This is a genomic window from Falsiroseomonas bella, assembly GCF_003173615.1.
Taxonomy (GTDB): Bacteria; Pseudomonadota; Alphaproteobacteria; order Acetobacterales; family Acetobacteraceae; genus Falsiroseomonas; species Falsiroseomonas bella.
Map to the genome: position 1 here is coordinate 1,716,380 of NZ_QGNA01000001.1, position 24,317 is coordinate 1,740,696.

At 72.4% G+C, this 24,317-nt stretch carries 24 protein-coding genes and 1 riboswitch; of the genes, 10 read left to right on the forward strand and 14 right to left on the reverse strand.

The window, feature by feature from the left end:
* Window positions 1-47 precede the first annotated feature (47 nt).
* Both DFH01_RS08045 and arfB read right to left on the reverse strand, forming a co-directional pair.
* On the reverse strand, window positions 48-593 hold the full coding sequence (locus tag DFH01_RS08045) for a fasciclin domain-containing protein (protein WP_158287656.1): 546 nt from the start codon (window positions 591-593) through the stop codon (window positions 48-50).
* Window positions 594-760: 167 nt separating this feature from the next.
* Window positions 761-1,174, reverse strand: a complete 414-nt coding sequence (gene arfB / locus DFH01_RS08050; protein ID WP_233256008.1) for an alternative ribosome rescue aminoacyl-tRNA hydrolase ArfB — start codon at window positions 1,172-1,174, stop codon at window positions 761-763.
* A 133-nt stretch (window positions 1,175-1,307) separates the two neighbouring features.
* Here arfB and DFH01_RS08055 point away from each other — a divergent pair, with 133 nt between their 5' ends.
* The gene (locus DFH01_RS08055; protein WP_109869798.1) at window positions 1,308-1,508 is read left to right on the forward strand and encodes a YgaP family membrane protein; all 201 of its coding nucleotides are present in this window, start codon (window positions 1,308-1,310) and stop codon (window positions 1,506-1,508) included.
* Between the two features lie 53 nt (window positions 1,509-1,561).
* Here the strand turns inward: DFH01_RS08055 and DFH01_RS08060 are convergent, their stop codons facing one another.
* The 4 genes from DFH01_RS08060 to DFH01_RS28975 form a co-directional block, all read right to left on the reverse strand.
* Window positions 1,562-3,517, reverse strand: a complete 1,956-nt coding sequence (locus tag DFH01_RS08060; protein ID WP_158287657.1) for a TonB-dependent receptor plug domain-containing protein — start codon at window positions 3,515-3,517, stop codon at window positions 1,562-1,564.
* Window positions 3,518-3,635: 118 nt separating this feature from the next.
* A riboswitch (cobalamin riboswitch) is annotated at window positions 3,636-3,903 on the reverse strand.
* Window positions 3,904-3,945: 42 nt separating this feature from the next.
* Entirely contained in the window at window positions 3,946-4,566 is a 621-nt protein-coding gene (locus DFH01_RS08065) for an exopolysaccharide biosynthesis protein (RefSeq protein WP_109869800.1), read from the reverse strand.
* Window positions 4,567-4,584: 18 nt separating this feature from the next.
* Window positions 4,585-5,310: an exopolysaccharide biosynthesis protein gene (locus DFH01_RS08070; protein WP_109869801.1), complete on the reverse strand. Its 726-nt coding sequence runs from the start codon at window positions 5,308-5,310 to the stop codon at window positions 4,585-4,587.
* Window positions 5,311-5,376: 66 nt separating this feature from the next.
* Window positions 5,377-5,511, reverse strand: a complete 135-nt coding sequence (locus tag DFH01_RS28975; RefSeq protein WP_269846219.1) for a hypothetical protein — start codon at window positions 5,509-5,511, stop codon at window positions 5,377-5,379.
* Window positions 5,512-5,532: 21 nt separating this feature from the next.
* Between DFH01_RS28975 and DFH01_RS08075 the strand changes: the two genes are divergently transcribed.
* Window positions 5,533-6,174, forward strand: coding sequence for a DUF1194 domain-containing protein (locus DFH01_RS08075; protein WP_109869802.1), 642 nt, complete (start codon window positions 5,533-5,535; stop codon window positions 6,172-6,174).
* A gap of 30 nt (window positions 6,175-6,204) precedes the next feature.
* Complete coding sequence (locus tag DFH01_RS08080; protein ID WP_109869803.1) at window positions 6,205-7,320, forward strand: 2-aminoethylphosphonate--pyruvate transaminase; 1,116 nt, start codon at window positions 6,205-6,207, stop codon at window positions 7,318-7,320.
* Window positions 7,321-7,327: 7 nt separating this feature from the next.
* Here DFH01_RS08080 and DFH01_RS08085 read toward each other — a convergent pair whose 3' ends face one another.
* Window positions 7,328-8,134 carry a dienelactone hydrolase family protein gene (locus tag DFH01_RS08085; RefSeq protein ID WP_158287658.1) on the reverse strand — a complete coding sequence of 269 codons (807 nt, stop codon included), beginning with the start codon at window positions 8,132-8,134 and terminating at the stop codon, window positions 7,328-7,330.
* Between the two features lie 77 nt (window positions 8,135-8,211).
* The gene (locus tag DFH01_RS28100) at window positions 8,212-8,475 is read right to left on the reverse strand and encodes a hypothetical protein (RefSeq protein WP_158287659.1); all 264 of its coding nucleotides are present in this window, start codon (window positions 8,473-8,475) and stop codon (window positions 8,212-8,214) included.
* Between the two features lie 249 nt (window positions 8,476-8,724).
* Between DFH01_RS28100 and DFH01_RS08090 the strand changes: the two genes are divergently transcribed.
* On the forward strand, window positions 8,725-9,780 hold the full coding sequence (locus DFH01_RS08090; RefSeq protein ID WP_109869805.1) for a hypothetical protein: 1,056 nt from the start codon (window positions 8,725-8,727) through the stop codon (window positions 9,778-9,780).
* Here DFH01_RS08090 and DFH01_RS08095 read toward each other — a convergent pair.
* A complete protein-coding gene (locus tag DFH01_RS08095; protein ID WP_109869806.1) occupies window positions 9,725-10,714 on the reverse strand; it encodes a Tim44 domain-containing protein in 990 nt (329 codons plus the stop codon). The genes DFH01_RS08090 and DFH01_RS08095 overlap by 56 nt on opposite strands.
* Before the next feature lie 117 nt (window positions 10,715-10,831).
* Here DFH01_RS08095 and DFH01_RS08100 point away from each other — a divergent pair, with 117 nt between their 5' ends.
* Window positions 10,832-12,430: an ABC transporter substrate-binding protein gene (locus tag DFH01_RS08100; protein WP_233256009.1), complete on the forward strand. Its 1,599-nt coding sequence runs from the start codon at window positions 10,832-10,834 to the stop codon at window positions 12,428-12,430.
* A 315-nt stretch (window positions 12,431-12,745) separates the two neighbouring features.
* Window positions 12,746-14,047: a calcium-binding protein gene (locus DFH01_RS08105; RefSeq protein ID WP_109869808.1), complete on the forward strand. Its 1,302-nt coding sequence runs from the start codon at window positions 12,746-12,748 to the stop codon at window positions 14,045-14,047.
* 44 nt (window positions 14,048-14,091) lie between these two features.
* Here the strand turns inward: DFH01_RS08105 and DFH01_RS08110 are convergent, their stop codons facing one another.
* The 3 genes from DFH01_RS08110 to DFH01_RS08120 all read right to left on the reverse strand — a co-directional run bounded on the left by DFH01_RS08110 (window position 14,092) and on the right by DFH01_RS08120 (window position 17,760).
* The gene (locus DFH01_RS08110; RefSeq protein ID WP_109869809.1) at window positions 14,092-15,096 is read right to left on the reverse strand and encodes a sulfotransferase family 2 domain-containing protein; all 1,005 of its coding nucleotides are present in this window, start codon (window positions 15,094-15,096) and stop codon (window positions 14,092-14,094) included.
* Window positions 15,093-16,424 (reverse strand): TldD/PmbA family protein, encoded by a 1,332-nt coding sequence (locus tag DFH01_RS08115; protein WP_109869810.1) that lies wholly within the window; start codon window positions 16,422-16,424, stop codon window positions 15,093-15,095. The genes DFH01_RS08110 and DFH01_RS08115 overlap by 4 nt, the downstream gene beginning before the upstream one ends.
* A 70-nt stretch (window positions 16,425-16,494) precedes the next feature.
* On the reverse strand, window positions 16,495-17,760 hold the full coding sequence (locus DFH01_RS08120; RefSeq protein ID WP_109869811.1) for a M16 family metallopeptidase: 1,266 nt from the start codon (window positions 17,758-17,760) through the stop codon (window positions 16,495-16,497).
* Window positions 17,761-18,007: 247 nt separating this feature from the next.
* Here DFH01_RS08120 and DFH01_RS28105 point away from each other — a divergent pair, with 247 nt between their 5' ends.
* Window positions 18,008-18,451: a host attachment protein gene (locus tag DFH01_RS28105; RefSeq protein WP_158287660.1), complete on the forward strand. Its 444-nt coding sequence runs from the start codon at window positions 18,008-18,010 to the stop codon at window positions 18,449-18,451.
* A gap of 27 nt (window positions 18,452-18,478) precedes the next feature.
* Here DFH01_RS28105 and DFH01_RS08130 read toward each other — a convergent pair whose 3' ends face one another.
* Window positions 18,479-19,321 (reverse strand): universal stress protein, encoded by an 843-nt coding sequence (locus DFH01_RS08130; protein ID WP_109869812.1) that lies wholly within the window; start codon window positions 19,319-19,321, stop codon window positions 18,479-18,481.
* Window positions 19,322-19,411: 90 nt separating this feature from the next.
* On the opposite strand from DFH01_RS08130, the gene DFH01_RS08135 reads away from it, so the two are divergent.
* Window positions 19,412-20,089 (forward strand): phosphoribosyltransferase, encoded by a 678-nt coding sequence (locus DFH01_RS08135; RefSeq protein ID WP_109869813.1) that lies wholly within the window; start codon window positions 19,412-19,414, stop codon window positions 20,087-20,089.
* Window positions 20,090-20,105: 16 nt separating this feature from the next.
* Here the strand turns inward: DFH01_RS08135 and xrtA are convergent, their stop codons facing one another.
* A complete protein-coding gene (gene xrtA / locus DFH01_RS08140) occupies window positions 20,106-21,671 on the reverse strand; it encodes an exosortase A (protein ID WP_158287661.1) in 1,566 nt (521 codons plus the stop codon).
* Between the two features lie 280 nt (window positions 21,672-21,951).
* Here xrtA and DFH01_RS08145 point away from each other — a divergent pair, with 280 nt between their 5' ends.
* The gene (locus DFH01_RS08145; RefSeq protein ID WP_233256010.1) at window positions 21,952-23,130 is read left to right on the forward strand and encodes a glycosyltransferase family 4 protein; all 1,179 of its coding nucleotides are present in this window, start codon (window positions 21,952-21,954) and stop codon (window positions 23,128-23,130) included.
* Complete coding sequence (locus tag DFH01_RS08150) at window positions 23,127-24,257, forward strand: glycosyltransferase family 4 protein (RefSeq protein WP_158287662.1); 1,131 nt, start codon at window positions 23,127-23,129, stop codon at window positions 24,255-24,257. The genes DFH01_RS08145 and DFH01_RS08150 overlap by 4 nt, the downstream gene beginning before the upstream one ends.
* Window positions 24,258-24,317: the final 60 nt, after the last annotated feature.

A 24,317-nucleotide genomic window follows, 5' to 3' on the forward strand; every position in this document is an offset into this window, starting at 1 on the left:
GGAAGGGGGAAGGCCCCACCGGGCCTTCCCCTCCGTCGCCGCAGCCGTCAGCGGATGAGCACGGCGTCGATGCCGTGGATCACGCCATTCGCGCATTCGATGTTGGCCTGGACGACATTCGCGGTGACGTTCTGGCCCGCGCTCACCTGGACGTTCTGCGAGCCCTGCGGGCGGGAGAAGGAGAGCGTGTTGCCCGCCTGGGTGGTGAGCTGCACGCCCTGCCCCAGCGCGGCGGCGGGGAAGCGGCCCTGGATCACATGCGCGCCCATCGCGGCCGGGGCCAGCACAGGATCGGCGTCGCGCCGGCCGGACTCACTCGGATCGCGCGGGAAGATCCGGTCCACCAGCCCCGGCGGGACCTTGTCGATCGCCGCGTTGTTCGGCGCGAAGATGGTGATGTTCTGCATGGTGCGGACGGTGTTCACCATGTGGCCGCTGTTCATCGCGTTCAGGAAACGCGAGTAGTCGGGCATGCCGGCCAGGACGTCCACGCAGTTCCGCTGCTGCGCGGAGGCGGGGCTGGGCGTCGCGACGAGCCCGACGGCGAGGCCGAGGCCGAGGGTGGCGGCGGCAAGGGTGGAAGCAGAGCGCATGACGGTGTGTCCTTGGACTTTCGGTTGCGTTTGACGCGCAGTCGACGTCATCGCCGGCGTCGCAATGATTTGAGACGCCGCAGGCCAAGGCTGCCTTGCGGAGGATCAACCTTAACATTACGAATGAGTTATTTACGGGTACGTGATATAATTAAAACCATAGATCGTTATTCTGGGGCGGGTTTCTCGCCCCGCAGCCGCTTGACCCCCGCCCGGCGTGCCTTCCCCTCCAGCCGCCTTTCGCGCGCCGCGCGCGTCGGCTTGGTCGGCCGGCGCGGCGGGGGCGGCGGCTCGGCGGCGCGCGCGACAAGCTCGGCCAGGCGCTCGCGCGCCTCGGTGCGGTTGCGGTCCTGGCTGCGGTGGCGGCTGGCCTCGATCACCAGCACGTCCTCCCCCGTCACTCGGCGGCCGGCGAGCCGGCGCAGCCGGGCCAGGATCGCCTCCGGCAGGCCGGCGCGGGCGAGGTGGACGCGCAGTTGCACCGCCGTCTCCACCTTGTTGACGTTCTGCCCGCCGGGGCCGGAGGCGCGCAGGAACTGCTCCTCGATGGCGGTTTCGGGAATGATGGGCAGCGGCGCCATGCCGGCGGGCATAGGCGCTTCGCGCGCGCCGCGTCCAGCGGCGTGACATCGTCACCGACGGGGCGGCGCGACGGTGCTTCCATGCAGATCAGACGCGGCACGGAGCCGCGCGAGAGGCAAGGAGAGAGTGGCCATGACGACCAATGTCGGCGGGATCGACCGCGTGCTGCGCATCGTCGCGGGTCTGGTGCTGCTGGCGCTCGGCGCCTTCGGGCCGCTGGGCTGGTGGGGGCTGGTCGGCCTGGTGCCGCTCGGCACGGCGCTGGTCGGGTTCTGCCCGCTCTACCCGCTGCTCGGCATCAACACCTGCCCCGCGGGCAAGCGCGCCGCCTGAGCGCGCGCCGCGAGCGGGCCGGGCGGCACGCCACCCGGCCCGCCGCGTGCGCGTCAGAACACGAAGCGCGTACCGACAACCAGACTGCGGCCGGCGATGACGAAGCCGTTCGCCGGCTCGAAGCGGCTGTTCGTCAGGTTGCGGCCCTCGGCGTAGAGCGCGATCGCCTCCGTCGCCTGCCAGCTGGCGGTCAGGTTCAGCACCGCGCCCGGCTTGTTGTAGGCGATGGTCGTCACCGAGCTGCCGTCGTCGTTGTAGCTGGCGAAAGGCCCTTCGGGCGACCGGCCGGTCCAGATCAGCTCCGGCACGATCACCACGCCGCCGCCCGGCGCGATGCGCGCCAGACCCGCCACCGCGTTGCGCGGCCGGCGCGCGAGCGGCGCGCCGGTGGCGTCGTCGCGCGTCTCCGTGATCGTCCAGTTCGCCGTCAGCTCCAGCCAGGCGGCGGGGCGCAGCGTGGCGGAGAGCTCCACCCCCTGCGCCCGCGCATCCTCGACATTCTCGAGCGAGGAGAAGGCGGCGTTGAAGTTGATCAGGTCGCGGAAGCGCGTCTGGAAGAAGGTGGCGCCGAGCGTCGCGAAGTCGTCGCGGCCGAAGGCGGGCAGGTCGCTCTCGATCCCCGCTTCCCAGGCGAAGGATTCCTCCGGCCGCAGGTCGGGGTTGCCCTGGAAGAATGTGCCGATCGTGCCGAAGCGCTGGAACAGCGACGGCGCCTTGAAGGCGGTGCCGGCCGAGAGCAGCAGCCGCGAATTGACCTCCGGCACGTCGAGCGTGGCGCCGAGCCGCCAGGCGGTGAAGCCGCCATAGCCTTCCGCCTCGTCCTGCCGCACGCCGCCGAAGATCTCCAGCCGGTCGAGGAAGCGCGCCTGGCCGCCGACATGATAGGCGGTGGAGCGCGCCGTCGCGTCCGTCACGGTCTGGAAGGGCAGGCTGCCCGCGGTGCTGTCGCTGCTTTCGATCTCGCGCGTGATGCCGAAGGTCATGCGCACGTCGCGCGCGGCGCCGACGGTGCCGAAATCCAGCCGGTTGCCCCAGTCATAGGTCTCCCGCGTGCCGCGGAAGATATCGTCCGTGCGGGTGGGCGAGAGGCTGTCGGGCAGGTTCACGTTGCGCCGGCGATCGTCCGTGACGGCGGCGCGCAGGCCGGTGGTCCAGATGCCGAACAGCACCGCCTCGCCGCGCACCTGGCCGAACCAGCGGCGGTCCTCGATCTCGTTGTTCGGATCGTCGTTCGGCACGTTGTCCAGGCCGAACTGGTTCTCCCGCCAGCGCAGCAGCCCCTCGATGCGCGTGGTCGGCGTCGGCCGCACGCCGACGCGCGCGGTCGCCGCGCCGCCCGAAAATCCTTCGCGCTCGCCGGTGTTGGACCAGAAGCGCGGCGCCGTGGCGTCGGAGGCGCGGGTGGACAGGCCCTGGCCCATGAACAGGTAGTCGTAGCGCTCGGTGGTGCCGGCGACGCCGCCATTGCCGCCGAGCGTGCGCTGCGTGCCGCCGGCGACCTCGCCGAAGGCCTGGAAGGGCGTGTTCGCCGGGGCGCGGCGCGTGATCATGTTCACCACGCCGCCGATCGCGCCCGATCCGTAGAGCGCCGAGGCCGGGCCGCGCACCACCTCGATGCGCTGGATGTCGCCGAGCAGCTCGTTGCCGAAATTGTAGGCGCCGTTCGGCTCGGAGGGGTCGTTGATCGGCACGCCGTCCAGCAGCACCAGCACGTGGCGCGATGCGCTGCCGCGCAGGAAACCGCTGGCCTGCTGGCCGACGCCGCCCGCCTGCACCAGGCGCATGCCCGGCACGGTGCGCAGCGCCTCGGCCAGGGTGCGGTAGCCGCGCTCCTCTATGTCCTGGCGGGTGATGACGGTGACGGCGGCGGGCACGCGATCCTGCGGGGTCGGGATGCGCGTGGCGGTGACGACGGTCTCGGGCGCCTGGATCTGCGGCGCGGGTTGCGCCCAGGCGGATGGGGCGAGCGCCAAGGCGCCCGCGCAGGTTACGAGAAAAATGCTTCGCATCGGGTCCTCCGTGCGACGTGACGACATGCCCCGCGCGGTTTCCCGCACGGGACGGTTGGCGTCGTCGCCACTGGCGGAGCCGAGCTCCGTTGCGCCGGTGCACCCCGCCCGGCACGCGCGGGACGTCTCTGCGCCGGCCGGTCTCCTGGCTCGCGGAGTGCCGGGAGGGATCTCCCGGGGTCCTGCCCGCCTTCTCGGGGATGCACCCCAATGGCCGATGGGCAGGACGGCTCCGCCTACAGTTGCGGGGGCAGCCGCGGACTCCGTGCGATCCCTCCGCGATTCACGCGCCGCGACCTTCGGTCGCCTTGCGATCGCGTCGGGTCCTCACCCTTCTCGCGTTCCCGTTTCAGCCCTTGCGGGCCACCGTCGCATGCGGAGGAGCGTAACGCCGACCTGACACCGCCGCCAAGATGGCGGCGCGCCTGTCAGGCGACCCAGCCGAAGGCCTCGAAGCCGAGCCAGACGATCAGCACCAGCACCGCGGTCGCGAAGACCGATCCGGCGATGGTCAGCGCCACGCCCAGGCCGGTCACCTTGCTGTCGTGCTCGATCAGGCCGAGCGCCATGACGATGTTGCCGAAGGCCGGCGGCCCGTTGGTGAAGGGGCCGGGCAGGATCAGCATGATCGCCACATAGGCGGTGAGCCAGCCGATGATCCGCTCCCCGATCGGGCCGATGAAGAAGCCGGGGCGCGGCTTCACGAAGCGCTCGATCCGGTTGAGCCCCTTGGAGGAGGCGGAGGCGAGGCGCAGCAGGTCGGACCGCTTGATGCTCTGCCGCGCCAGGATGCGCGGCAGCTTCGGCACGCGCAGGCCGAGCCCCATCTGGATGCCGAGGATCAGCAGCGGCAGGCCGAAGACGCTCGCCATGCCCGGCAGCAGGCCGGGCAGCAGAAGCAGCAGCAGCAGCAGGCCATAGGCGCGGTCGCCGAAGGCCGATGCCATCTCGCCGAGGGTGATGCGCTCGCCGGGGAAGGCCGCGGCGACCTCCGCCACGATCCGCGAGATCGGCGCCGTATCCTCGGCCTGCGGGAGTTCGAGATCCATCGGCGCAGGATGGACGGCTCAGGCCAGTCCGAACAGCCAGGAGAAGCCGGCGAGCAGCGCGTAGAACACCGTGCCGATGATCGAGAGGCCGAGGAAGCTCGCCACCACGCCGAAGGCGGCGCCGGCCAGGATGGTCAGCGTGTCCTCCTCCATCAGCCCGATCGCCATGATCATGCAGGCGAGGGAGGGCGGGCCGTTGGTGAGCGGCAGCGGCACGATGACGATCAGGCCGAGCCACACGCCATAGGCGCCGACCAGCCGCTCGCCAAGCCGGCTGGTCACGACGGAGGGACGCGGCCGCACCCAGCGCTCCACGCGGCGCAGCCAGGGCGTCGCCTTCTCCGTGATCATCACGAGGTCGGTCCGCCGCATGGAGCGCGTGGTCAGGAAGCGCGGAAGCCGCGGCGCGGGCAGGCCCATCGCCAGTTGCGCGCAGATGAGCATCAGCGGGATGCCGAAGATCGGGCTGAGGCCGGGGATGTAGATCGGCAGCAGGTTCGGCAGGGCGAAGAGGACGATCAGCACGCCGTAGCCGCGTGGGCCGAGCGCCTCGATCAGCCCGCCGAGCGTCACCCGGTCGCTCGGCCAGGTGCGGGCGATGGCGCAGACCAGTTCGGAAACAGGTATGGCATGGGCTTCCGCATGGGGCGCATGCGGCGCGTCGCGCAGGCCGTCTATGGCGGACCCCTCCTCCAGGCGTGCCCGGCCTTGCCGCCGGTGAGCTCCCCGCAGCGTGATTAGCATGGGCACTGGCCGGCCGACAGGGGCGGATTCACGCCGATGTGAAGTCGGCCCCGGGCGGCCGGGGCGTCAGACCGGCTCGAACCTGGCCAGTTCACGCAATTGCTGGCTGCGGGCGAAGTCGCGGGCGATGAAGGCGGCGAAATCCGCCCCGCTCTCCGCCCCCTCACGAAGCTCCCGCGCCTGGAATGGCCACCTGGCCAAGGCTTTGCAACAAAGCCCTGCATGGAGCCGGTGGATGTCGCCCTCTGCCTCGCCATGGATGTCTCGGCGAGCGTGGATTTCGAGGAATTCGCCCTGATGGCCGGCGGCACCGCCGCGGCGCTGCGCGATCCCGGCGTGCTGGCCGCGGCCACCGCCGGCCCGCGCCGCGCGGCGGCGCTCTGCCTGCTGCTGTGGTCGGGCGTGGGGGAGCGCGACCTGGCGGTGGGCTGGACGCGGCTCGATGGGCCCGGGAGCGCCGCGGCGCTGGCCGACGCCATCGAGAACACGCCCCGCCTGCCGCGCCCCGGCGCGACCGCGATCGGCGAGGGCATGGCCGCCGGCCTTGCGCTGCTCGCGCGCGTGCCGGCCGAGGCGACGCGGCTGGTGCTCGATGTCTCGGGCGACGGGCGGCACAACCAGGGACGCCCGCCGGGGCCGGTGCGCGACCTGGCGGTTGCGGCCGGCGTCACGGTCAACGGCCTCGCCATCCTCAACGAGGAGCCGGACCTGCTCGACCACTACGCGGCCGAGGTGATCGGCGGCCCCGGCAGCTTCGCGATGGACTGCGCCGACTATCCGGACTTCGCCGACGCCATCCTGCGCAAGCTGCGGCGCGAGCTGACCGGCACGCTGGTTGCCGGCATGGCGCCGCCGGGCGCATAAGGCGCGCCCGCCTTCTCCTCAGGTCCAGCCATGCTCCTGCTGATTCCCGGCCCCGTGCAGACGCGCCCCGAAGTGCGCGCCGTGATGGGCGACGACATCGCCCCCTGGGACGACGAATTCCGGGCCGAATACGCCGCCATGCGCCCGCGCATCGTGCGGATCGCCGGCGGGACGGAAGGCGTGGACGTCGCGCTTCCGCTGCCCGGCTGCGGCCACATGATCGTGGAGGCGGCGGTGCGCACCTTCGTCCCCGCCGGCGGCAAGCTGCTGGTGGTGCGCAACGGCAACTACGCCGACCGCCTGGTGCGGCTGGCGACGGAGGCGGGGCGCGTCGTGGTGCCCCTCGCCGGTCCCGACACCGAGCCGATGGCGCCGGAGAAGCTGGCGCAGGCGCTGCGCGAGAACCCCGATGTGAGCCATGTCGCGGTGATCGTCAGCGAGACCGGCAGCGGCATCGTCAACGACCCGAACATCCTCGGCCCCGTCATCCACGCCGCCGGGAAGCGGATGATCTGCGACGCCGTCTCGGGCTTCGGCGCGCTGCCCTTCAGCCTGTCCGAACACCCCGAATGCGACGTGGTGGTGTTCACCTCCAACAAGTGCCTGGAAGCGCTGCCGGGCTTCGGCTTCGCGGTGGCGCCGATCGCGCGCCTGGAAGCGAGCGCGGGCAATGCGGGCTCGTGGCTGCTGGACCTGCACGACGTCTACCGCCACGCGGTGGTGAATGGCTGGGGCAGCTTCCGCTTCACCCCCGCGGTGCAGGCGCTGCGCGCCTTCCGCATCGCCATGGACCTCTACGACGCCGAAGGCGGCCAGCCGGCGCGCCTCGCGCGCTACGCCCGCAACCGCGACGTGCTCTATGACGGCCTCGTCGCGCTCGGCTTCACGCCGTACGTCGAGCGCCGGCACCAGGGGCCGATCATCGTCAACGTCCACCAGCCGCGGCACGCGAACTGGGATTTCCGGCGCTTCATCACGCTGATGAAGCAGCGCGGCGTGCTGATCAGCAACTTCTGGAACACCGAGACGCCGACCATCCGCATCGCCTGCATCGGCGCGATCACCGAGGACGACATGCGCTTCGCGCTGCGCCAGATCGAGGCGACGCTGGCCGAGATGGGCGTGGGCGTCCCGGCGGCGGCGTAGCGCGCGCTTACCGGCAGCCGCCGACGGTGCGGCAGAAGAAGGCGGCGACCTGGGCCGCCGCCAGCTCCGTCAGCGCTGGCCAGTGCATGACCATCACCGTGCCGCCCCCGTCCGGTGCTTCCAGACGGGTCCGCTCGAGCCCACCGACGGCGGGCAGGTCCCAGGCATAGCCCGCGCCGCCATAGCCTATGCGCCGCACCGGCGCCGCCTCCTCCAGTGTCGCGGCGAGTGCCGCGCAGGCCGCCTCCGGGTTCGCCGGATCCTCCCGGCCATGCAGCAGCAGCGCCGGCGAGGCGGACAACTGCGACGCCGACCGCGTGCTCGTCATCGCGCGCCGCAGCGCCGCGCAGCCGGGATACAGCAGCACGCGCGCCGCCACCGGCCGCGCGGCCGGCGCACCGGGCATCAGCGCCACGGCCCGGGCCCCCGCGCCGAAGCCCATCGCGCCGAGGCGCGACGGATCGGCCTCCGCGGCCAGCGCCACCAGCGCGCGCGAGACACGGGAAGCGGCCTCGGCATCGTCCGGCATCGGCGATGCGGCGCCGTCCAGCGAGAGCGGGGCGAGTTCGATCTCCAGCACCAGGAAGCCGGCGCCGAGCAGCTGCCGGACATAGCTCTCCGCCCGGCCGTCGATGCCCAGCGCGTCATGCACGACCAGCACGGCCGGCGGTCGTCGCGGCAGTCCAGCTCGCATCGGCGCGGCGGGCCGCGAGATCAGCCCGATCGCGTCGCCTTCGTCCTGATGGATCGGCCTGCGCGGCGGTTCGCGCGGCTCGGCGCTTTGCGCGGCAGCGGCCAGAACAAGGACAAGCACCGCCGCAATCGTGCCCCTGCGCCATGCGCCGCGGAGCCAGGGCGCGGTCCTGCCGGGGCCCACCCGCATGGGTCTGCTCACGGCTTGCGCCAGCGGCGCGCAGGCGTGGCCGGTCGCCCGGCCCCACCGCGCAGCGCCTCGACCACGTCGCGCAGCGCCTCGGTGCCGGCCTGCGCCAGGATGCGCAGCATCAGCCGCGTATGGATCCGCATCACGGCGCGGGCCGCGCATTCGATCTCGAACGGATCGCCGCGCCGCCCGGCGGCCAGCAAGCCTTCGCGCGCATTGAGGAGCCTCGGCGCGGCCTGAGCCATCGCGGCGTCCATATCCCGGTAGGCCATGCTCGCCTCCCTCGCCTTCGCTACTGCGCGGGGACACCGCCCCGGCATGTCGCGCTCCGCGACGGGGCGCGCACAACGATGCCGGCCGGAATTTCCAGGAATGCGAGGGAAAACATGCGTATTGTCTGACAGAAACATGTAACCATCGCGCCGACGACCCGAATCCGGGCCGTGATGCCGGCGGGCGCCGGCGCCGCAGGGACCAGCATGGCGCGAAACGACGCGACCGATTTCTCCAGGAAACTCCGGTTGACCGCGGCCGCGTTGCGCTGCGCCGGCCACAAGGATCTCTGCGCCCGATTCCGGGCGGTGAACCCGGCGACCCATTTCGACCTGGACCGGGCGGAGAAGTGGTTCCAGGGCCGGGCCCTGCCGCGCTCGGCGCATGTCTATGACGACTGGGCGGCCGTGCTCGGCACCAGCCGGGCCGGCAACTGGCTCGCCGCCTGCAGCGTCGAGGATTTCCTGCTCGAGCTATCCCGCCTGTTCGACGTGCGGCCGGAGGATCTGTCGGCGCGCATCGATTCGCGCGCCTCCGGCGCGGCGCGGCCGCAATCGGCCTCCGCGCATCTCTGCGGCCACTATGCCTGCTACTCCCTGGCCTGGTCGCCCTACTGGCAGGGCCAGCTGATCCGCGGCGCGATGCGCATCGAGCCCGGCCTCCGGCGGCACCTGCCGATGACCGCCACCTACACCGAGACGCTGCTCGGCAACCGCATCGCCTTCCGGGGCGATGCCCTGCTCGCCGCACGCGCGCTGCACATCCACCTGCGCGAGCCCGAGTCCGACGTGCCGCTCTTCGTCAGCCTGGCGATGCCGGGGCCGCCCTCGAGCGCGATCTGCGGGGTGATATCGGGCGTGACCCTGGTGGGACCGGACCCACGGCCCTCCGCGGCCCGCATCGTCATGGTGCGGGTGCCGGGCCCGGCCGACGCGTCCAACGGCTACATCGAGCCGAGCCGCGACGCGGTTTCGGCCGACCTCGCCGCGCTCGGCCTGCCCATCCAGGACCCGGCCGGGGTGGACAGCCTGGTGCTCGGCTTCCTGCTTCCTGGCGGGGTTGCGGCGATGATGCAGGTCCCGGCCGCCGAGCAGGCGCAGTTCGCCGCGACCTTCGACCGCATCTACCTGCGCAACCCGGGGCTCGTCCGGGCCACGGCGGAACCGCCCGCCGAGAGCCCGGTGCGCGCCATCGGCCGCGCCGTGCGCGCCGGGGCCGCGGCCGAGGCCACGTCCCCGGCGCGCCGGGTCAGCCGGTCTGCTGGATCGCCGAGAGCACCCATTGCGTGCCCGGGCGGCGAGTGAAGGTCCAGAGCTCCGTCGCCGTCTCGCGCTCGGTCGGGTGACCCTCCACCACGCGGCCCTGCGCATCCGTGGTGACCTCCACCATCGAGAAGCGCATCGCGACGGTCGCGTATTCCTGCCCGTCCGGCTCGGCCCAGGCCTGGGAGAGGTCGCCGGCCTCGAGCTGAACGTCGCGGGCCACGTTGGTCCAGCCGCGCGCCTTCAGGTCCTCGAGGTCCTGGGCGAAGTAGCGCTCCATCTCCGGCGTGGAGATCCGGCGCAGCGTCGCCAGGTCCTGGCGCGACCAGGCATCCTGCACCTCGACCAGGCGCTGGCCGAAGGTGTCGAAATCGGCGGCGCCGATCTCGATCGGACGGATGGCGGGCACGCTGCCGCGGCCACCGCCGACGCCGCCCATCGGACGCGGCCCGGCGGCGCCGTGCATCTCGCGCGCCATGCCCTGCGGGCCGCCGGCCATGGCAGGCTGCCGGTTGCCGCGCACCAGGCGCATCACCAAGAACACGAGGCCCGCGATCAGCGCGATCTGCAGCAGCAGGCCGAGGAAGCCGGCGAAGCCCGCCAGGCCGCCGAACAGGCCGGAGCCGCTCAGCAGGCCGAACAGGCCGGCGCCGAGCAGGCCACCCATCAGCCCCGCCATGAGCGGGTTGCGGCTGAAGAAGCCGCCCTGCGCGCCGGCAGCGACCGGCGGGCGTGCCGCGGGCTGCGCCACGCCGGGGGCGGGGCGCGGCGTCTCGGTGCGCTGGAACTGGCTGGCGGTGCCCGGCGCGGTGCGGGTCGCGGGCGGCGCCGAATAGGTCTGGCTGCCGCGGCTGCCGGAGGAGGATCGGCCGCCGGCGCGGGCCTCCGCCACGGCCGGCGCAAGCGCCAGCGCGATCACGGCGAAGGCGGCGAAGAAGGCCGCGCCGCGCCGGCGGGTGGAAGCGCGTTGGAACATGGGGTGGTGCGTCTCCAGTGGGTTTGTGACAGGGAATATAGGTTGCCTTCATGCGGATTGCGATGGCACCCGCTTCGGCCCCAGGCTCTGCGCGTTCAACCTGAACGGAGATCCGGCATGTCGGGACGGATGCGGTGGCGGCTTGGTGCGGCCGCGATGGGGCTGCTCGCGCTCGGCGGCGCGGCGGCGGCGCAGCAGGCGCCCAACCGGGTGCTGCGGATGGCGACCAGCGTGGATGCGGCGACGCTCGATCCGCACGCGACGAATGCGCTCTTCACCTTCCTGGTGGTCCACCAGGTCTATGAGGGGCTGACTTGGCGCGGCGACGACCTGAAGGTGCAGCCCGGCCTCGCCACGCGCTGGGAGCAGGTGGAGCCGACCCGCTGGCGCTTCACGCTGCGCGACGGCGTGCGCTTCGCCGGCGGCGAGGCCTTCGACGCCGACGACGTGGTGTTCTCGATCGAGCGCGCGCTGAAGCCCACCTCCAACTACGGGATCTACGTGGACACGGTGGCAGGGGCCGAGGCACGCGACCGGCTGACGGTGGACATCGTCACCCGCGTCCCCGACCCGGTGATCCCGGACAAGATGACCCGCGTGATGATCATGGACCGCGGCTGGTCGGAGGCGAACCGCGCGACCGTGCCGCAGAACTTCGCGCAGCGGGAGGAGACCTTCACCGTCCGCAACAGCAACGGCACCGGCCCCTACGTGATCCGCGCGCGGGAGGCGGACCAGCGCACGGTGATGGTGCGCAACCCCAACTGGTGGGGGTGGTCGGCGAATGTGGCGCGCGGCAACGTCACCGAATACCACCACATCACGCTGACCTCGGACGCCACGCGCATCGCGGCGCTGCTCTCGCGCGAGGTGGATCTCGTGCATGTCGTGCCGCTGCAGGACGTCGCACGCATCCAGCGCGACCAGCGGCTGCGCATCCTGGAAGGGCAGGAGAACCGCACCGTCATGGTCGGCATGCGGCAGGACCTGGAGGAACTGACGGGCTCCGACGTGCGCGGCCGCAACCCCTTCAAGGACCAGCGCGTCCGCCAGGCGATGGCGCATGCGATGGACATCGACGGGCTGCGGCGCACGACGCTGCGCGGCCAGGGCGTGCCGACCGGCAGCATGTGGACGCAATTCGTCAATGGCTGGTCGGAGCAGACCGACCGCCGCACGCCGTATGACCCGGCGCGCGCCCGCGCTCTGCTGGCCGAGGCCGGCTATCCGAACGGCTTCACCGTGCCGATGGACTGCCCCGTCGGCCCCTATGACGATGCCTGCCAGGCGGTCGCGGCGATGTTGGCGCGCGTCGGCATCCGGGCGCAGCTGACGATCCATCCGAATGCCGTGTTCAGCCAGCGCCTGCGCCGGCAGGAGCCGATGCTCTACATGCTGAGCTGGGGCGTGCCGACTTTCGACGCCAGCTACACGATGCGCGCGGTGATGGCGTCCCGCAGCGTGGGCGGATCGGCCACGTGGAATGCGGGCGGCTACTCCAATCCCGCCTTCGACGCGCTGCTGCCGCGCATCGACGCCGAGGGCGACCCGGAGGCGCGGCGGGCGCTGATCCGGGAGGCGCATGCGATGCACAACGCCGATCTCGGGCACATCCCGCTGTACCACATGATGATCCCGTGGGCGCATCGCACGGGGGTGACCGTGACGCACCGCGCGGACAACCAGGTGCAGGTGCGGGAGATCGTGGTGGATTGATCGCGCAGGGCCGGAGGGCACGCCTCCGGCCCGCGAGCGCCGGTGCGGCCATTCGGCCGCGCCGGCTGCCGAGCCTCCTTTCCCGATCCACTCACAAGATGCGGCGCCTGCCGGCATTTCCGCATTGGGCGCGTGCAGGCGTACGCGTTCCATCCGGCACAGTATTCCCATTAACAGATTGGCGCCCAATCGAAGAGGCGCAGGTTTCCATTGCTTCGCCATAAATAGCCGAGGCGGCCAGACAGGCGAAACATTAGAAACATTCGCCTCTCCGGTGGGGGTTTTCCGAACCCATCCCACAGGAGGATCAGCGTCATGTCCAATGCACCCCCGGAAGTCACCCCGGTCATCGTCGAAGGCACCAGCGGGCACGACGTGCTGGATCAGCCGGCAGGCGTCGTGTTCATGTACGGCTACGGCGGGAACGACCTGTTCCTGGCCCGCCCCGCCGTCAACGGCATGGGCGGCAACGCCTTCTTCTACGGCGGCTCCGGCACCGACACCGTCAGCTACGTCAATTCCACCACGCGCGTGGATGCGGACCTCGGCGCCGGCGTCGTCTACCAGCAATGGCCGAACGGCAATGGCTGGGAGATCGACTATCTCGACAGCATCGAGAACTTCCGCGGCTCCCTGCTGCCCGACGAGATCCTGGGCAACCACCTCGGCAATCGCCTCTGGGGCGATGGCGGCAACGACACCATGGACGGGCGCGACGGCGCCGACACGGTGGATGGCGGCAACGGTCATGACTCGCTGAAGGGCGGCGAAGGCAACGACGTGCTGCTCGGCGGCGCCGGCAATGACTGGCTGAAGGGCGAGAACGGCAACGACCGGCTCGAGGGTGGCAGCGGCAACGACTACATCCATGGCGGCGGCGGCACCGACACGGCGGTGTTCAACACCTCAGGCAGCGTCGTGATCAATCTCGGGATCGGCCTCGCCGTCAGCGACCTCGGCAATGACAGCCTCTACAGCATCGAGAACCTGGTCACCGGTTCCGGCGGCGACGTGCTGTTCGGCAACGCCGCACACAACCGCATCGAGAGCGGCGGCGGCCATGACTACGTGGATGCCGGCAGCGGCAACGACGTGATCTACGCCGGGTCGGGTGCGGACACCGTGCTCGGCGGATCGGGCAACGACACCATCCATGGCGACAACGCCACCGGCGGGCAGGGCAATGACAGGCTGGACGGCGGCAGCGGCAACGACGTGATCGTCACCGGCGGCGGCAACAACATGGTGCGCGGCGGACAGGGCGCGGACGATATCGTGCTCGGCTCCGGCCAGGACACGCTGCGCTGGGAAGCGGGCGACATCGGCCTCGACGAGATCCGCAACTTCCAGCTCGGCCTGGACCGGATCGGCTTCGCCGACGCGTTCTTCGGCGCCAATCTCGGCCCCGGTGACACGGCGGAGGACGTGCTGATGGTGTTCAACGCCCCTGGCGTCGGATCGCTGCTGATGGCGCAGTCGGCGTCGCATGGCTGGACCGCCGTCGCGCGCTTCCACGACATCGGGCAGGCGGCGCTGGAGGCGGCGATCGCCGATGGCTCGCTGTTCGGCGGGGCCGGCCCGCTCGGCGGCGGCGCCCCGGGCGACATCTTCGGCTGACGCGGGTCGGCGCCCGACGGGCAGCCTCCTGACGGCCGGCGCGGTCAGCCGTAATGCTGCCGCGCCAGCCGATAGACGATGCGGTCGAGCTCCGTCAGCCGCGCGAGCTCGCGCTCGGCTTCCGGCGTGACCTCGACCTCCCGCGCGGGCTCCAGCATGGCATCCACCAGCTCGCGCGTGTTCTCCCGCGGCAGCGGGCCAGGATCGGGCAGGCCGAGCGCCTGCATCAGGCGCGGCCGGTCCTCCTCCAGCCGGTCCACGAAGGCGACGTAGTCGAAGGACAGCAGGTTGGTCAGCGCGCGCTGCACCAGCTCCGCGCGGCTGAGCTTCGGCTGGTCGGGGAAGTGGCGATGGGCGTAGCGCCCGCCGCCGGCATAGACGAAGTCGCCCGCCAGCACGGTGGTCATCGCGTTGTGCAGCGTGCCGTTCAGCTCCGGCGCCTTGCTGCGCAGGAAGCCGAGCAGCGTGGAGCGCCGCGCGATGGCCTGCTGCCCCAGGCCGCGCTCCGCGATCACCTCCTCCCGGTGGCGCGACCAATAGGCATAGAGCGAGATCAGCCTCTCGCGCGGCTCGCGCAGCACGGTGAAGACGCGCTTCGGCCCCGGCACATGCGCCGCGTCCACCGCCGAGAAGTGCCCGGCGATCAGCCGGTAGGGCGCGAAATGCTCCACCGGGAACTGTGCCGGACGGCCGAGCTGCTCCGGGCGCACCGTGCCCGGCGGCACCAGCGCTTCCAGCCGCCGGCGCAGCGAATTGCCGGCGGTCTTCATGATGTGCAGGAAGACGATGCGCGGCGGCCCCTCCGCCTGCTGCTCGATCGCGGCGCGGGCCTGCTGCTGCTCCGCCACCCAGCGGGCCATCGCGCCGGAGGCATCGTCGCGCAGGCGCAGCAGGAATTCGGGGCTGGCCATGATCCAGCGCCGCAGCGTCTCGAGGTCGCCGGCGCCCAGGCCGTATTCATAGGCCCGCTCGTTCTCCGGCGGGCGGCCGAGCAGGAGGCGGTAGGCGTACTCCACCTCCTGCCGGGTGATCGCAGCCCCGTCGCTCATGCGCCGGCGAGCGTCATGCCCTCGATGCGGATGGTCGGCGCATCGGTGCCGCGGCGGAAACGCAGGTCGTCCGCCGCCGTCATGTGCAGGAACATCTCCTTGAGATTGCCGGCGATGGTGATCTCGCTCACCGGCTCGGCCAGCGCCCCGCCGCGGATCATGAAGCCGGCGGCGCCGCGGCTGTAGTCGCCGGTCACGCCGTTCACGCCCATGCCGATCAGGTCGGTCACGTAGAGACCTTCGGCGATGTCGGCCATCAGCGCCTGCGGCGTCACGGTGCCGGCTTCCAGCCAGAGGTTCGTGGGCGCCGGGCCGGGCGGCCCGCCGGTGCCGCGGCTAGCATGGCCGGTGGAGGCCAGGCCGAGTTGCCGCGCCGCGCGCCAATCCAGGATCCAGGTGGTGAGCACGCCATCCTGCACGATGGCGCGCGGCTGACCCGCCATGCCCTCGCCGTCGAAGGGGCGGGAGCGCAGGCCGCGACGGCGCGTCGGGTCGTCGCGCACCGTCAGCCCCTTCGCCAGGACCTGCTGCCCGAGACTCTCGCGCAGGAAGGAGGTGCCGCGCGCCACCGCCGCGCCGTTGATCGCGCTGGAGAGATGCCCGAGCAGCGAGGACGAGACGCGCGGGTCGTAGACCACCGGGATGCGCGCCGTCTTCGGCCGCGTCGGGTTCAGCCGCGCAATCGCCTTCTCCGCGGCCTTGCGGCCGATCTCCACCGCATCCTCGAGGTCTTCCAGATGCACGACGGAGGACCATTCGTAGTCCCGCTCCATCGCCGTGCCCTCGCCCGCGAGCGCGGTGCAGGACAGGCTGTGGGAGCTGCGCTGGTAGCCGCCGGCGAAGCCGTTCGACATCGCCAGCGCGATGCGCACCCGGCCCCAGGACGCATCGGCGCCCTCGCTGTTCGTCACGCCCTTGACGGCAAGCGCCGTGTCCTCGGCGGCGGCGGCGCGGGCGATGAGCTGCTCGGCCGTGGGCTCCGTCGGGTCGAACAGGTCGAGCGGCGCGGCGTCGCGCGGCGGGTCGAAGCGGTCGGGCAGGCCGCCGAAGGGATCCTCCGGCACCACCTTCGCCATCGCCACCGCACGCTCCGCCAGTGCGCCGAAACCCTTCGGATCGGGATCGGTGGAGGAGACGATCGCCTGGCGCTTGCCGAGGAACACCCGCAGCCCGAGGTCCCATCCCTCCGCGCGTTCCAGCTGCTCGATCTTGCCGAGCCGGCGGGAGACGGAGAGCGAGGCGTTCTGCACCAGCAGCGCATCCGCCGCATCGGCGCCGGCACGCTTCGCCGCGGCGACGAGGTCGGAGAGGCGGTCGAGATCGTTCATGCTTGCGCCTCCGATTCAGACGTCCGGTGCTCGGAGCTGGCGCTCCTGCGCCCTCCCGTCATCGGAGGCGTCATGCCGCCAGCTTCTCGGCGATAACCGGCAGCGCCGGCACCTTGCCGGCGGGGCCGAGGGCTGCGAGCGTCGGCGTCGCGCGGAACATCCGCGCGGCGGCCGCCTGCACCTGCTCCACCGTCACAGCCGCGATTTTCTGCTTCGTTTCCTCGACAGGCACGATCCGGCCGTACACTTGCAGCTGGCGCGCCAGCTGCTCGCAGCGGCTGCCGGTGCTCTCGAGCGACATGAGCAGCGAGGCACGGAGCTGCGCCTTGGCGCGGTTCAGCTCGTCCTCCGTCACGTCCTTCTGCACGCGCCGGAATTCCTCCAGCGCCACCGGCACCAGCTCCTCCGCCTGGTCCTCGCCGGTGCCGGCATAGACCGTGAACAGGCCTGAGTCGGCGAAGGGCGAGACGAAGGAATAGACGGAATAGACCAGGCCGCGCTTCTCCCGGATCTCCTGGAACAGCCGCGACGACATGCCGCCGCCGAGCAGGGTGGAGAGCAGCTGCGTCGGGAAGTTCATCGGATCGGTCGCGGCGACGGCCGGGAAGCCGAAGACCAGATGCACCTGGTCGAGGTCGCGCTCCTCGCGGAACTCGCCGCCCGTGTAGCGCGCGCCCTCGGCAGCGGCGGGCACGGCCTCCGGCAGGTCGGAGAAGTGCTGGCCGACCATCGCCAGCAGGTCGTCATGCTCGATGGCGCCGGCGGCGGCGATCACCATGCGCTGGCCACCGTAATGGCGCTGCATGTAGCCGGTCAGCGCCTCCCGCTTCATGTGCTTGATCGTGTCCTCGGTGCCGAGCACCGGGCGGCCCATCGCCTGCGCGGCATAGGCGGTCGCCTGGAAATGGTCGAAGACGATGTCGTCCGGCGTGTCGTTGGCCTGGCCGATCTCCTGCAGGATCACGCCCCGCTCGCGCTCCAGCTCGTCGGGGATGAAGGTGGAGTGGCTCAGGATGTCGCCGATGATGTCGGCAGCGAGCCCCACATCCTCCTTCAGCACCTTGGCGTAGAAGGCGGTGTTCTCGCGGGAGGTGTAGGCGTTGAGATGCCCGCCGACATTCTCGATCTCGCGCGCGATGGCCGCGGCGTCGCGCTTGCGCGTGCCCTTGAACGCCATGTGCTCGAGGAAGTGGGAGACGCCGTTCTCCGGCGCGGTCTCGTGCCGGGCGCCGGCATCCACATAGGCGCCGATGGAGACGGTCTCCACGCGCGGCATCTTCTCGGACACCACGGTCAGGCCGGAAGGCAGTTTCGTGAGGCGGATGGCGTCGGACATGCAGGTCCCTGGTCTGCCGGCGGCCGGGCGGCCGGCGGGCGTTCGGTTCAGGATCCTATTTAGGGCCGAACGCCCCGTTGTGCGACCTGCGGCCCGCGGGGGCCGGCGGGCAGGACCGGGCCGGTCGGCATGGGGGATCAGGGAGGGGCGCCGGCCTGCCTTCCGGTCCGTGCCATTGATGCGCGTCATGGAATGCCGCGTCGCCCGGTGCTGCTCTGCGTTCCCGGACAGAGGACAGGAGGACGCCATGCCGGCTGAGATCGAATGGGCCCTGGTTGCCGACGCGCAGCATGCCCGCTTCTTCGAGCGCGAGGCGCCCTTCGGCGCCTGGCGGGAACGCACCGAGGTCGCGGAGGAGATCCACAACCGCCCCTCCCATGAGCGCGGCACGGAGCGGCCGGGGCGCGCGCATGAAAGCGTCGGCGGCGCCCGCCACGCCATCGAGCCGAAGACAGACCCGCACCGCGCCGCGAAGCACGCCTTCGCGGGCCATCTGGCGGCGACGCTTGAGGCCGAGGCCGGCCACTACCACCGCCTGCTGCTGGTGGCCCCGCCCGCCTTCCTGGGCGACCTGCGCGCGGAGCTTGGCGACGCCGCGCGGGGAAAGCTGCGCGGCTCGCTCGACAAGGACCTCACCAAGCTGCCGCCCGCCGAGATCGCGGCGCAGCTGGACGGCATCGCCCCCGGCTAGGCCGGGGGCGGCACCGCGCCCGCGCCCTCAGTGCGACATCAGCACCGGCACGGTCATCTGGCCGAGCAGGGTGCGCGTGGCGCCGCCCAGCATGAACTCGCGGAACCGCGAATGGCCGTAGCCGCCCATCACCAGCAGGTCGGCGCCCAGATCGGCGGCCTCGTTCAGCAGCATGTCGCCGGCGCTGATCTCGGCGCCGACGATGCGGCGGACGGTGACCTGCAGCCCGTGCCGCGCGAGGTGCCGCGCGATGTCGGCGCCCGGCTCCTCGCCATGGCTGTCGGCGCCCGGCTCGGCATTGATGGTCAGCACCGTGACGCTCTCCGCCGTGGCGATCAGCGGCAGCGCGTCATGCAGGGCGCGGGAGGCCTCGCGGCTGGCGTTCCAGCCGACCAGCACGCGCTTGCCGAGGCTCGCCACCGGGCCGGCATGCGGCACCACCAGCACCGGGCGGCCGGTCTGGAACAGCGCGGCCTCGATCGCGGCGCTGCCGACCGTGGCGTCCTCCGGCCCGGACTGGCCGACCACCACGAGGTCGGCATAGCGCCCATGCAGGGCCAGTTCGCCGCCGGTGATGCCTTCCGCCAGCCGCCACTCGCCGGCCAGCCCTTCGCGCCGCAGCTTCTCGCGGAACGTCGCCTCCACCTTCGCGGCGTCCTCGAGCCCGGCGGCGCGCATGCCTTCGATCAGGTCGGCCACCGCGGCGGCGCCGGCGATCTCTCCGCCGGCGAAGGCCGGGATCGGGATGTCGAGCACGAACAGGCCCGTCAGATGCGCCTGCAGCCGCTGCGCCAGTTGCGCGGCAAGATCGAGCCGCGCCGCCGCGCGCGGCGTTGCATCCAGGTGAACCAGGATATCCCGTATGGCCATGAGCTTCCTCCTTGGTGGCGATAGAAGCACTCTACGCCCGGTCGCGCGCGCCGCCTTGATGCGCATCACCCCGCGGCGCGACGGGCGGCCATGAGCGGAACGCGGTTCTCCGACCGCGCGGCGGCGGGCCGGGAGCTCGCGCGCCGGCTGGCGGAGCGGCACCATCCCGATCCGGTGGTCTATGCGCTGCCCCGGGGTGGCCTGCCGGTGGCGGTGCAGGTGGCCCGCGCGCTGTCCGCGCCGCTCGACCTCGTGCTGGTCCGCAAGCTCGGCGCTCCCGGCCAGCCCGAGCTCGCGATCGGCGCCGTGGTGGACGGGGAGACGCCGGAGACGGTGCTGAACGAGGACATCCTGCGCCTGACCGGCGCCGATGCGCGCTACGTCGCCGCCGCGCGGGCGCGGGCGCTGGAGGAGATCGCCCGCCGGCGTGCCGCCTGGCTCGGGGGCCGCGCGCCGATCCCGGCCACGGGCCGCACCGCGATCGTGGTGGATGACGGGCTGGCGACCGGCGCGACCGCGCGCGCCGCGCTGCACGCGCTGCGGCGGCAGCGCCCGGCGCGGCTGGTGCTCGCCGCCCCGGTCTGCGCCGAGGACGCGGCGGCGTCGCTCCGTGCCGAGGCGGACGAGGTGCTGTGCCTGCGGGAAGGCGGCATCCCCTTCGGCGTCGGCGGTTGCTACGACGACTTCCGCCAGCTCGATGACGCCGATGTGATGGCCCTTCTGGCGTCGCTTCCAGCGCCGGGATCGGGGCCGGCGCCCGCCGCCTGACGCGGCCCGGCGGGCGCTAACCGCGGCTGCGGCTGGTGCCGGGCCAGACCAGTTCCGAAGCGGGCGCCCGGTTCCGGCCGGACAGCGACGACGCGCCGGCGGCGATCTGCTGCCCCTGCGCCTCGAGCAGGGCTTCCAGCACGGCGCGCTGCCGCGGCGCGTGCAGGAACGCTCCTTCGGCCTGCTGCGGCGCGATGGTCACGGCGATCAGCACGGGCAGGCCCTGGCCGCCGCCGAGGCTGTTCCAGGCCTGCTCGGCCCGGCTGCGGACGCCGCCGCCCGCCGGACGGCCATTCAGCCAGAGCCCGATCGCCACGGTCTGCATCCTGTCGCGCGACTGGCGCGCCCGCCAGGTGCCGCCATTCGGCACACGCACGCTGAACAGCAGGTCCTGGTCGTCCAGGCCCGCCGCCCGCGAACGCTCGGCCGAGACGACGTTCCAGGTCGCCTGCGCGGGGAAGATCACGGCCTCCGCCCGCACCGTGAGGTCGCCGCAAACGAGCGTCGCGCCGTCGGCGGAGACGTCGCAGCCCTCGACGGGCGGCAGCGGCACGGCGATCCGCTCCGGCGCGCGCGCCCCGGCCTGCTGCAGCGCGAGGCTGGTTGCCGGCGCCGCGGAAGCGAGGCCGCCGGCCAGCAGCGCCGCCACGGCCAGCATCGCCGCGCGCGGCGCGCGCATCGGGCGCGCGGGCGGCGGCGGGGCGGTGTCGGGCCGGTGATCCTCGCGGAAGGGCAGGCCGACCACGATCAGCAGCAGCATGACGATGGAGAAGAAGACCCAGCCATAGATGATGTGGTCCGCCGCCGCGGCCTCGGCGCTGCCGAGCACGCTGCCCAGCACCACGATGCCGAGGGCGCGGAAGCCGTTCGCCACGATGGGCACCACGATGGCCAGCGCCAGCACGGCAAGCCGCCGCCCCGGGCTGCGGAACATCACCAGCGCATAAAGCGCGCCGAAGGCCAGCGCGGCGATCAGGAAGCGCAGCCCGGCGCAGGCCTCGGCCACCAGGAAGGTGCCGGCCGGCGTCTCGATGATCAGGTCGTCCACGTAGTGCGGGATCCCGATCACATCGAGGCCGATGTCGATGAACCAGGTTGTGAATTGCTGCAGCAGCGGCACGGTGAAGGCGCCGAAGGGCACCAGGAAGAACAGGTAGAGCAGGGGCGCCGCCATGGCGCGCGTGATGCGCCAGCCGAGCACGGTCAGCACGAAGACCAGCACCAGCGCCAGCGCGGTGAGCTGGCGTCCTTCCATGATGCCGAGGCGCTCGGCGACAAGCCAGGCGGCGCCGACCGGGATGGCGAGCAGGGCGAAGAGCGGCGTCGGCGCCGGCTGCAGCCCCGCCAGGCGCTGGCGCCGGCTCCAGGCGAGCCAGGCGGCGATCGGCGCGATCAGCCAGCAATGATTATAGGCCTCGTTCGTCTCCCAGATCCGCACGGCGGCGGAGACTTCGCGCTCGAAGAGGATGCCGAGGCCGATCACCCCGACGACGAGCAGGGCGATGGCGGCGGGCCAGGCCGACTGCGCGGAATCGCGCGGCGGTGCGGCATGAGGCTCGGCAAGGGGCGCAGAATGAGACACCGCCACCACCTGTAGACGAAAAAGGCCGCTTCGTCCATGCGCCTGAGGCAAATCGCGCAATCGGGATCACCGCTGCGGCGCTCCCCGTTACCGTCTGGTCCCGGTCCTCATGGCAGGCGCATCGTGGTGCCGGAACAGGCCTGGCAAGGCAAGCGCGAAGGCGGGGCCGCCCCCGCGCTTCGCCGGAAATTCACGGCGCGAAGCTTCCCAGCCCTTCCAGGCCACGATACAGCGATCCGGTTCGAGGGTGTTGCGAGGGGCCGCAAGGGTGGAGAGGGGCGTGACCGGCGAGACGGGCCCGCGGGCATTGCGCATCCTCTACAGCCATCGCATCCAGTCGCGCGACGGCCAGGGCGTTCATCTCCAGGCGCTGGTGGATGCGCTGCGCGGCGAAGGCCATGAGGTCCGCGTCGTCGGGCCCGCCGCCTTCGAGCGCGCCGAACTCGGCGGCGAGAGTCGCTTCATCGCGGGCCTCCGCCGCGCGCTGCCGCCTTTCGCGGCCGAGCTTGCCGAGCTCGCTTACAGCCTGCCCGCCTATCTCCGGCTGGCGCGGGCGGCGCGGGAGTTCCGGCCCGATATCCTCTATGAGCGCTACAACCTGTTCTACCTCTCGGGCGCCGTGCTGGCGCGCCGCCTCGGCCTGCCCTTCCTGGTGGAGGTCAATGCCCCGCTGGCGGAGGAGCGGGCGCGCTTCGGCAATCTCCGGCTGCGTCGCCTCGCCCGTTGGAGCGAGGCTTTCGTCTGGCGCCGCGCCGACCGCGTCCTGCCGGTGACCGAGGTGCTGGCGGGCCATGTCGCCGCCGCCGGCGTGGCGCGGGAGCGCATCGCGGTGATCCCGAACGGCATCCATCTCGAGGAATTCCCCGAGCCCGGCCCGCCGCCGGCCGAGCCCAAGGCGACGCTGACCCTCGGCTTCATCGGCTTCGTGCGCGACTGGCACGGCCTGGATCACGTGGTGCGCGCCATCGCCGCCTGGCAGGGCGAGCCGCGCCTCTCGCTGCTGATGGTGGGTGACGGCCCGGCGCGGCCGGGGCTCGAGGCGCTGGCCGCCGAGCTCGGCATCGCCGATCGCGTGACCTTCACCGGCCTCGCGCCGCGGGAGCAGGTGCCGGCGCTGTTGGCGGGCTTCGATATCGCGCTGCAGCCGGCCGCCGTGCCCTATGCCTCGCCGCTCAAGGTCTTCGAATACATGGCCGCCGGCCGGGCCATCGTCGCGCCCGACCAGCCGAACCTGCGGGAGGTGCTGGCGGATGGGACGACGGCCCTGCTGTTCGATCCCGCCCGCCCCGGCGCGATGTGGGACGCGGTGCTGCGGCTGGCCACCGACCCCGCGCTCCGCGCCCGCCTCGGCGCCGCGGCGCGGGAGGAGGTGTTTCGGCGCGACCTGACCTGGGAAGGCAACGCCCGCCGGGTCGCCGCGCTCGGGTTGGCGGAACTGCAGGCGCGGCCGCCACGGTGACGCCGCCGGCCGATCCGCCGCTGCCGCCCGGCGACGCGCCGCTGGTGCTGAGCGTCTTTCCCAGCTTCGCCGTGGGGGGCGCCCAGGTTCGCTTCTGCGCGCTCGCCAACCGCTACGGCCCGCGCTGGCGCCACGCCATCGTCGCGCTGGACGGGGAGACGGGCTGCGCCGAGCGGCTGCGGCCGGAGGTGCCCTTCACCCTGTTCCCCGCCCCGGTGCCGCGCGGCCTCGATCCGCTGCGCGCGATGCTGGCGGCGCGCCAGGTGATCCGCCGCCTGCGCCCGGCCGCGCTGGTGACCAGCAATTGGGGCAGCATCGAATGGGCGATGGCCAACCTGCTGCCCCCGCGCCTCAGGCACCTGCACACGGAGGACGGCTTCGGGCCGGACGAGGCCGCCGGCCAGAAGCCGCGCCGGGTGCTGACCCGGCGGCTGGTGCTGCGCGGCAGCGAGGTGGCGCTGCCCTCCACCGTGCTGCTCCGCGCCGCGCGCGAGGCCTGGCGCCTGCCGGAGGCGCGGCTGCACCACATCCCGAACGGCCTCGACCTCGCCCGCTTCCGCCCCGACGGGCCGCGGGCCGATCTCGCCGTGCCGGGGGAGGGGCCGCTGATCGGCACCGTCGCCGCGCTGCGGGCGGAGAAGAACCTGGCGCGGCTGCTGCGCGCCGCCGCGCTGCTGCTGGATGCGGGCCTCGCCTTCCGCCTGGTGCTGATCGGCGACGGGCCGGAGCGCGCGATGCTGGAGGGCCTCGCCGACGAGCTCGGCCTCGCCGACCGGACCCTGTTTGCCGGGCATGTGCCGGATCCCGCCGCCGCCTATCGGGCCATGGATGTCTTCGCGCTGTCCTCCGACACCGAGCAGATGCCCTTCTCGGTGATGGAGGCGATGGCGAGCGGCGTCGCCGTGGCGGCGACCGATGTCGGCGACGTGGGCGTGATGCTGCCGCCCGAGGCGGCGCCGCATGTCGCGGCGCGGGACCCGGCGGCGCTGGCCGCGGGGCTGCGCCCGCTGGTCGAGGATGCGGCGCTGCGCGGCCGTCTCGGCGCGCTCAACCGTGCCAAGGCGAAGCGCGACTACGACCAGGAAACCATGTTCCGGGCCTATGCGCGGCTGATCGATGGTGACTGATCGGGTCTCGTGACGGCCATCCTGCAGACGTAAGCCGGCAGACAATAACTTCGGCGTAAG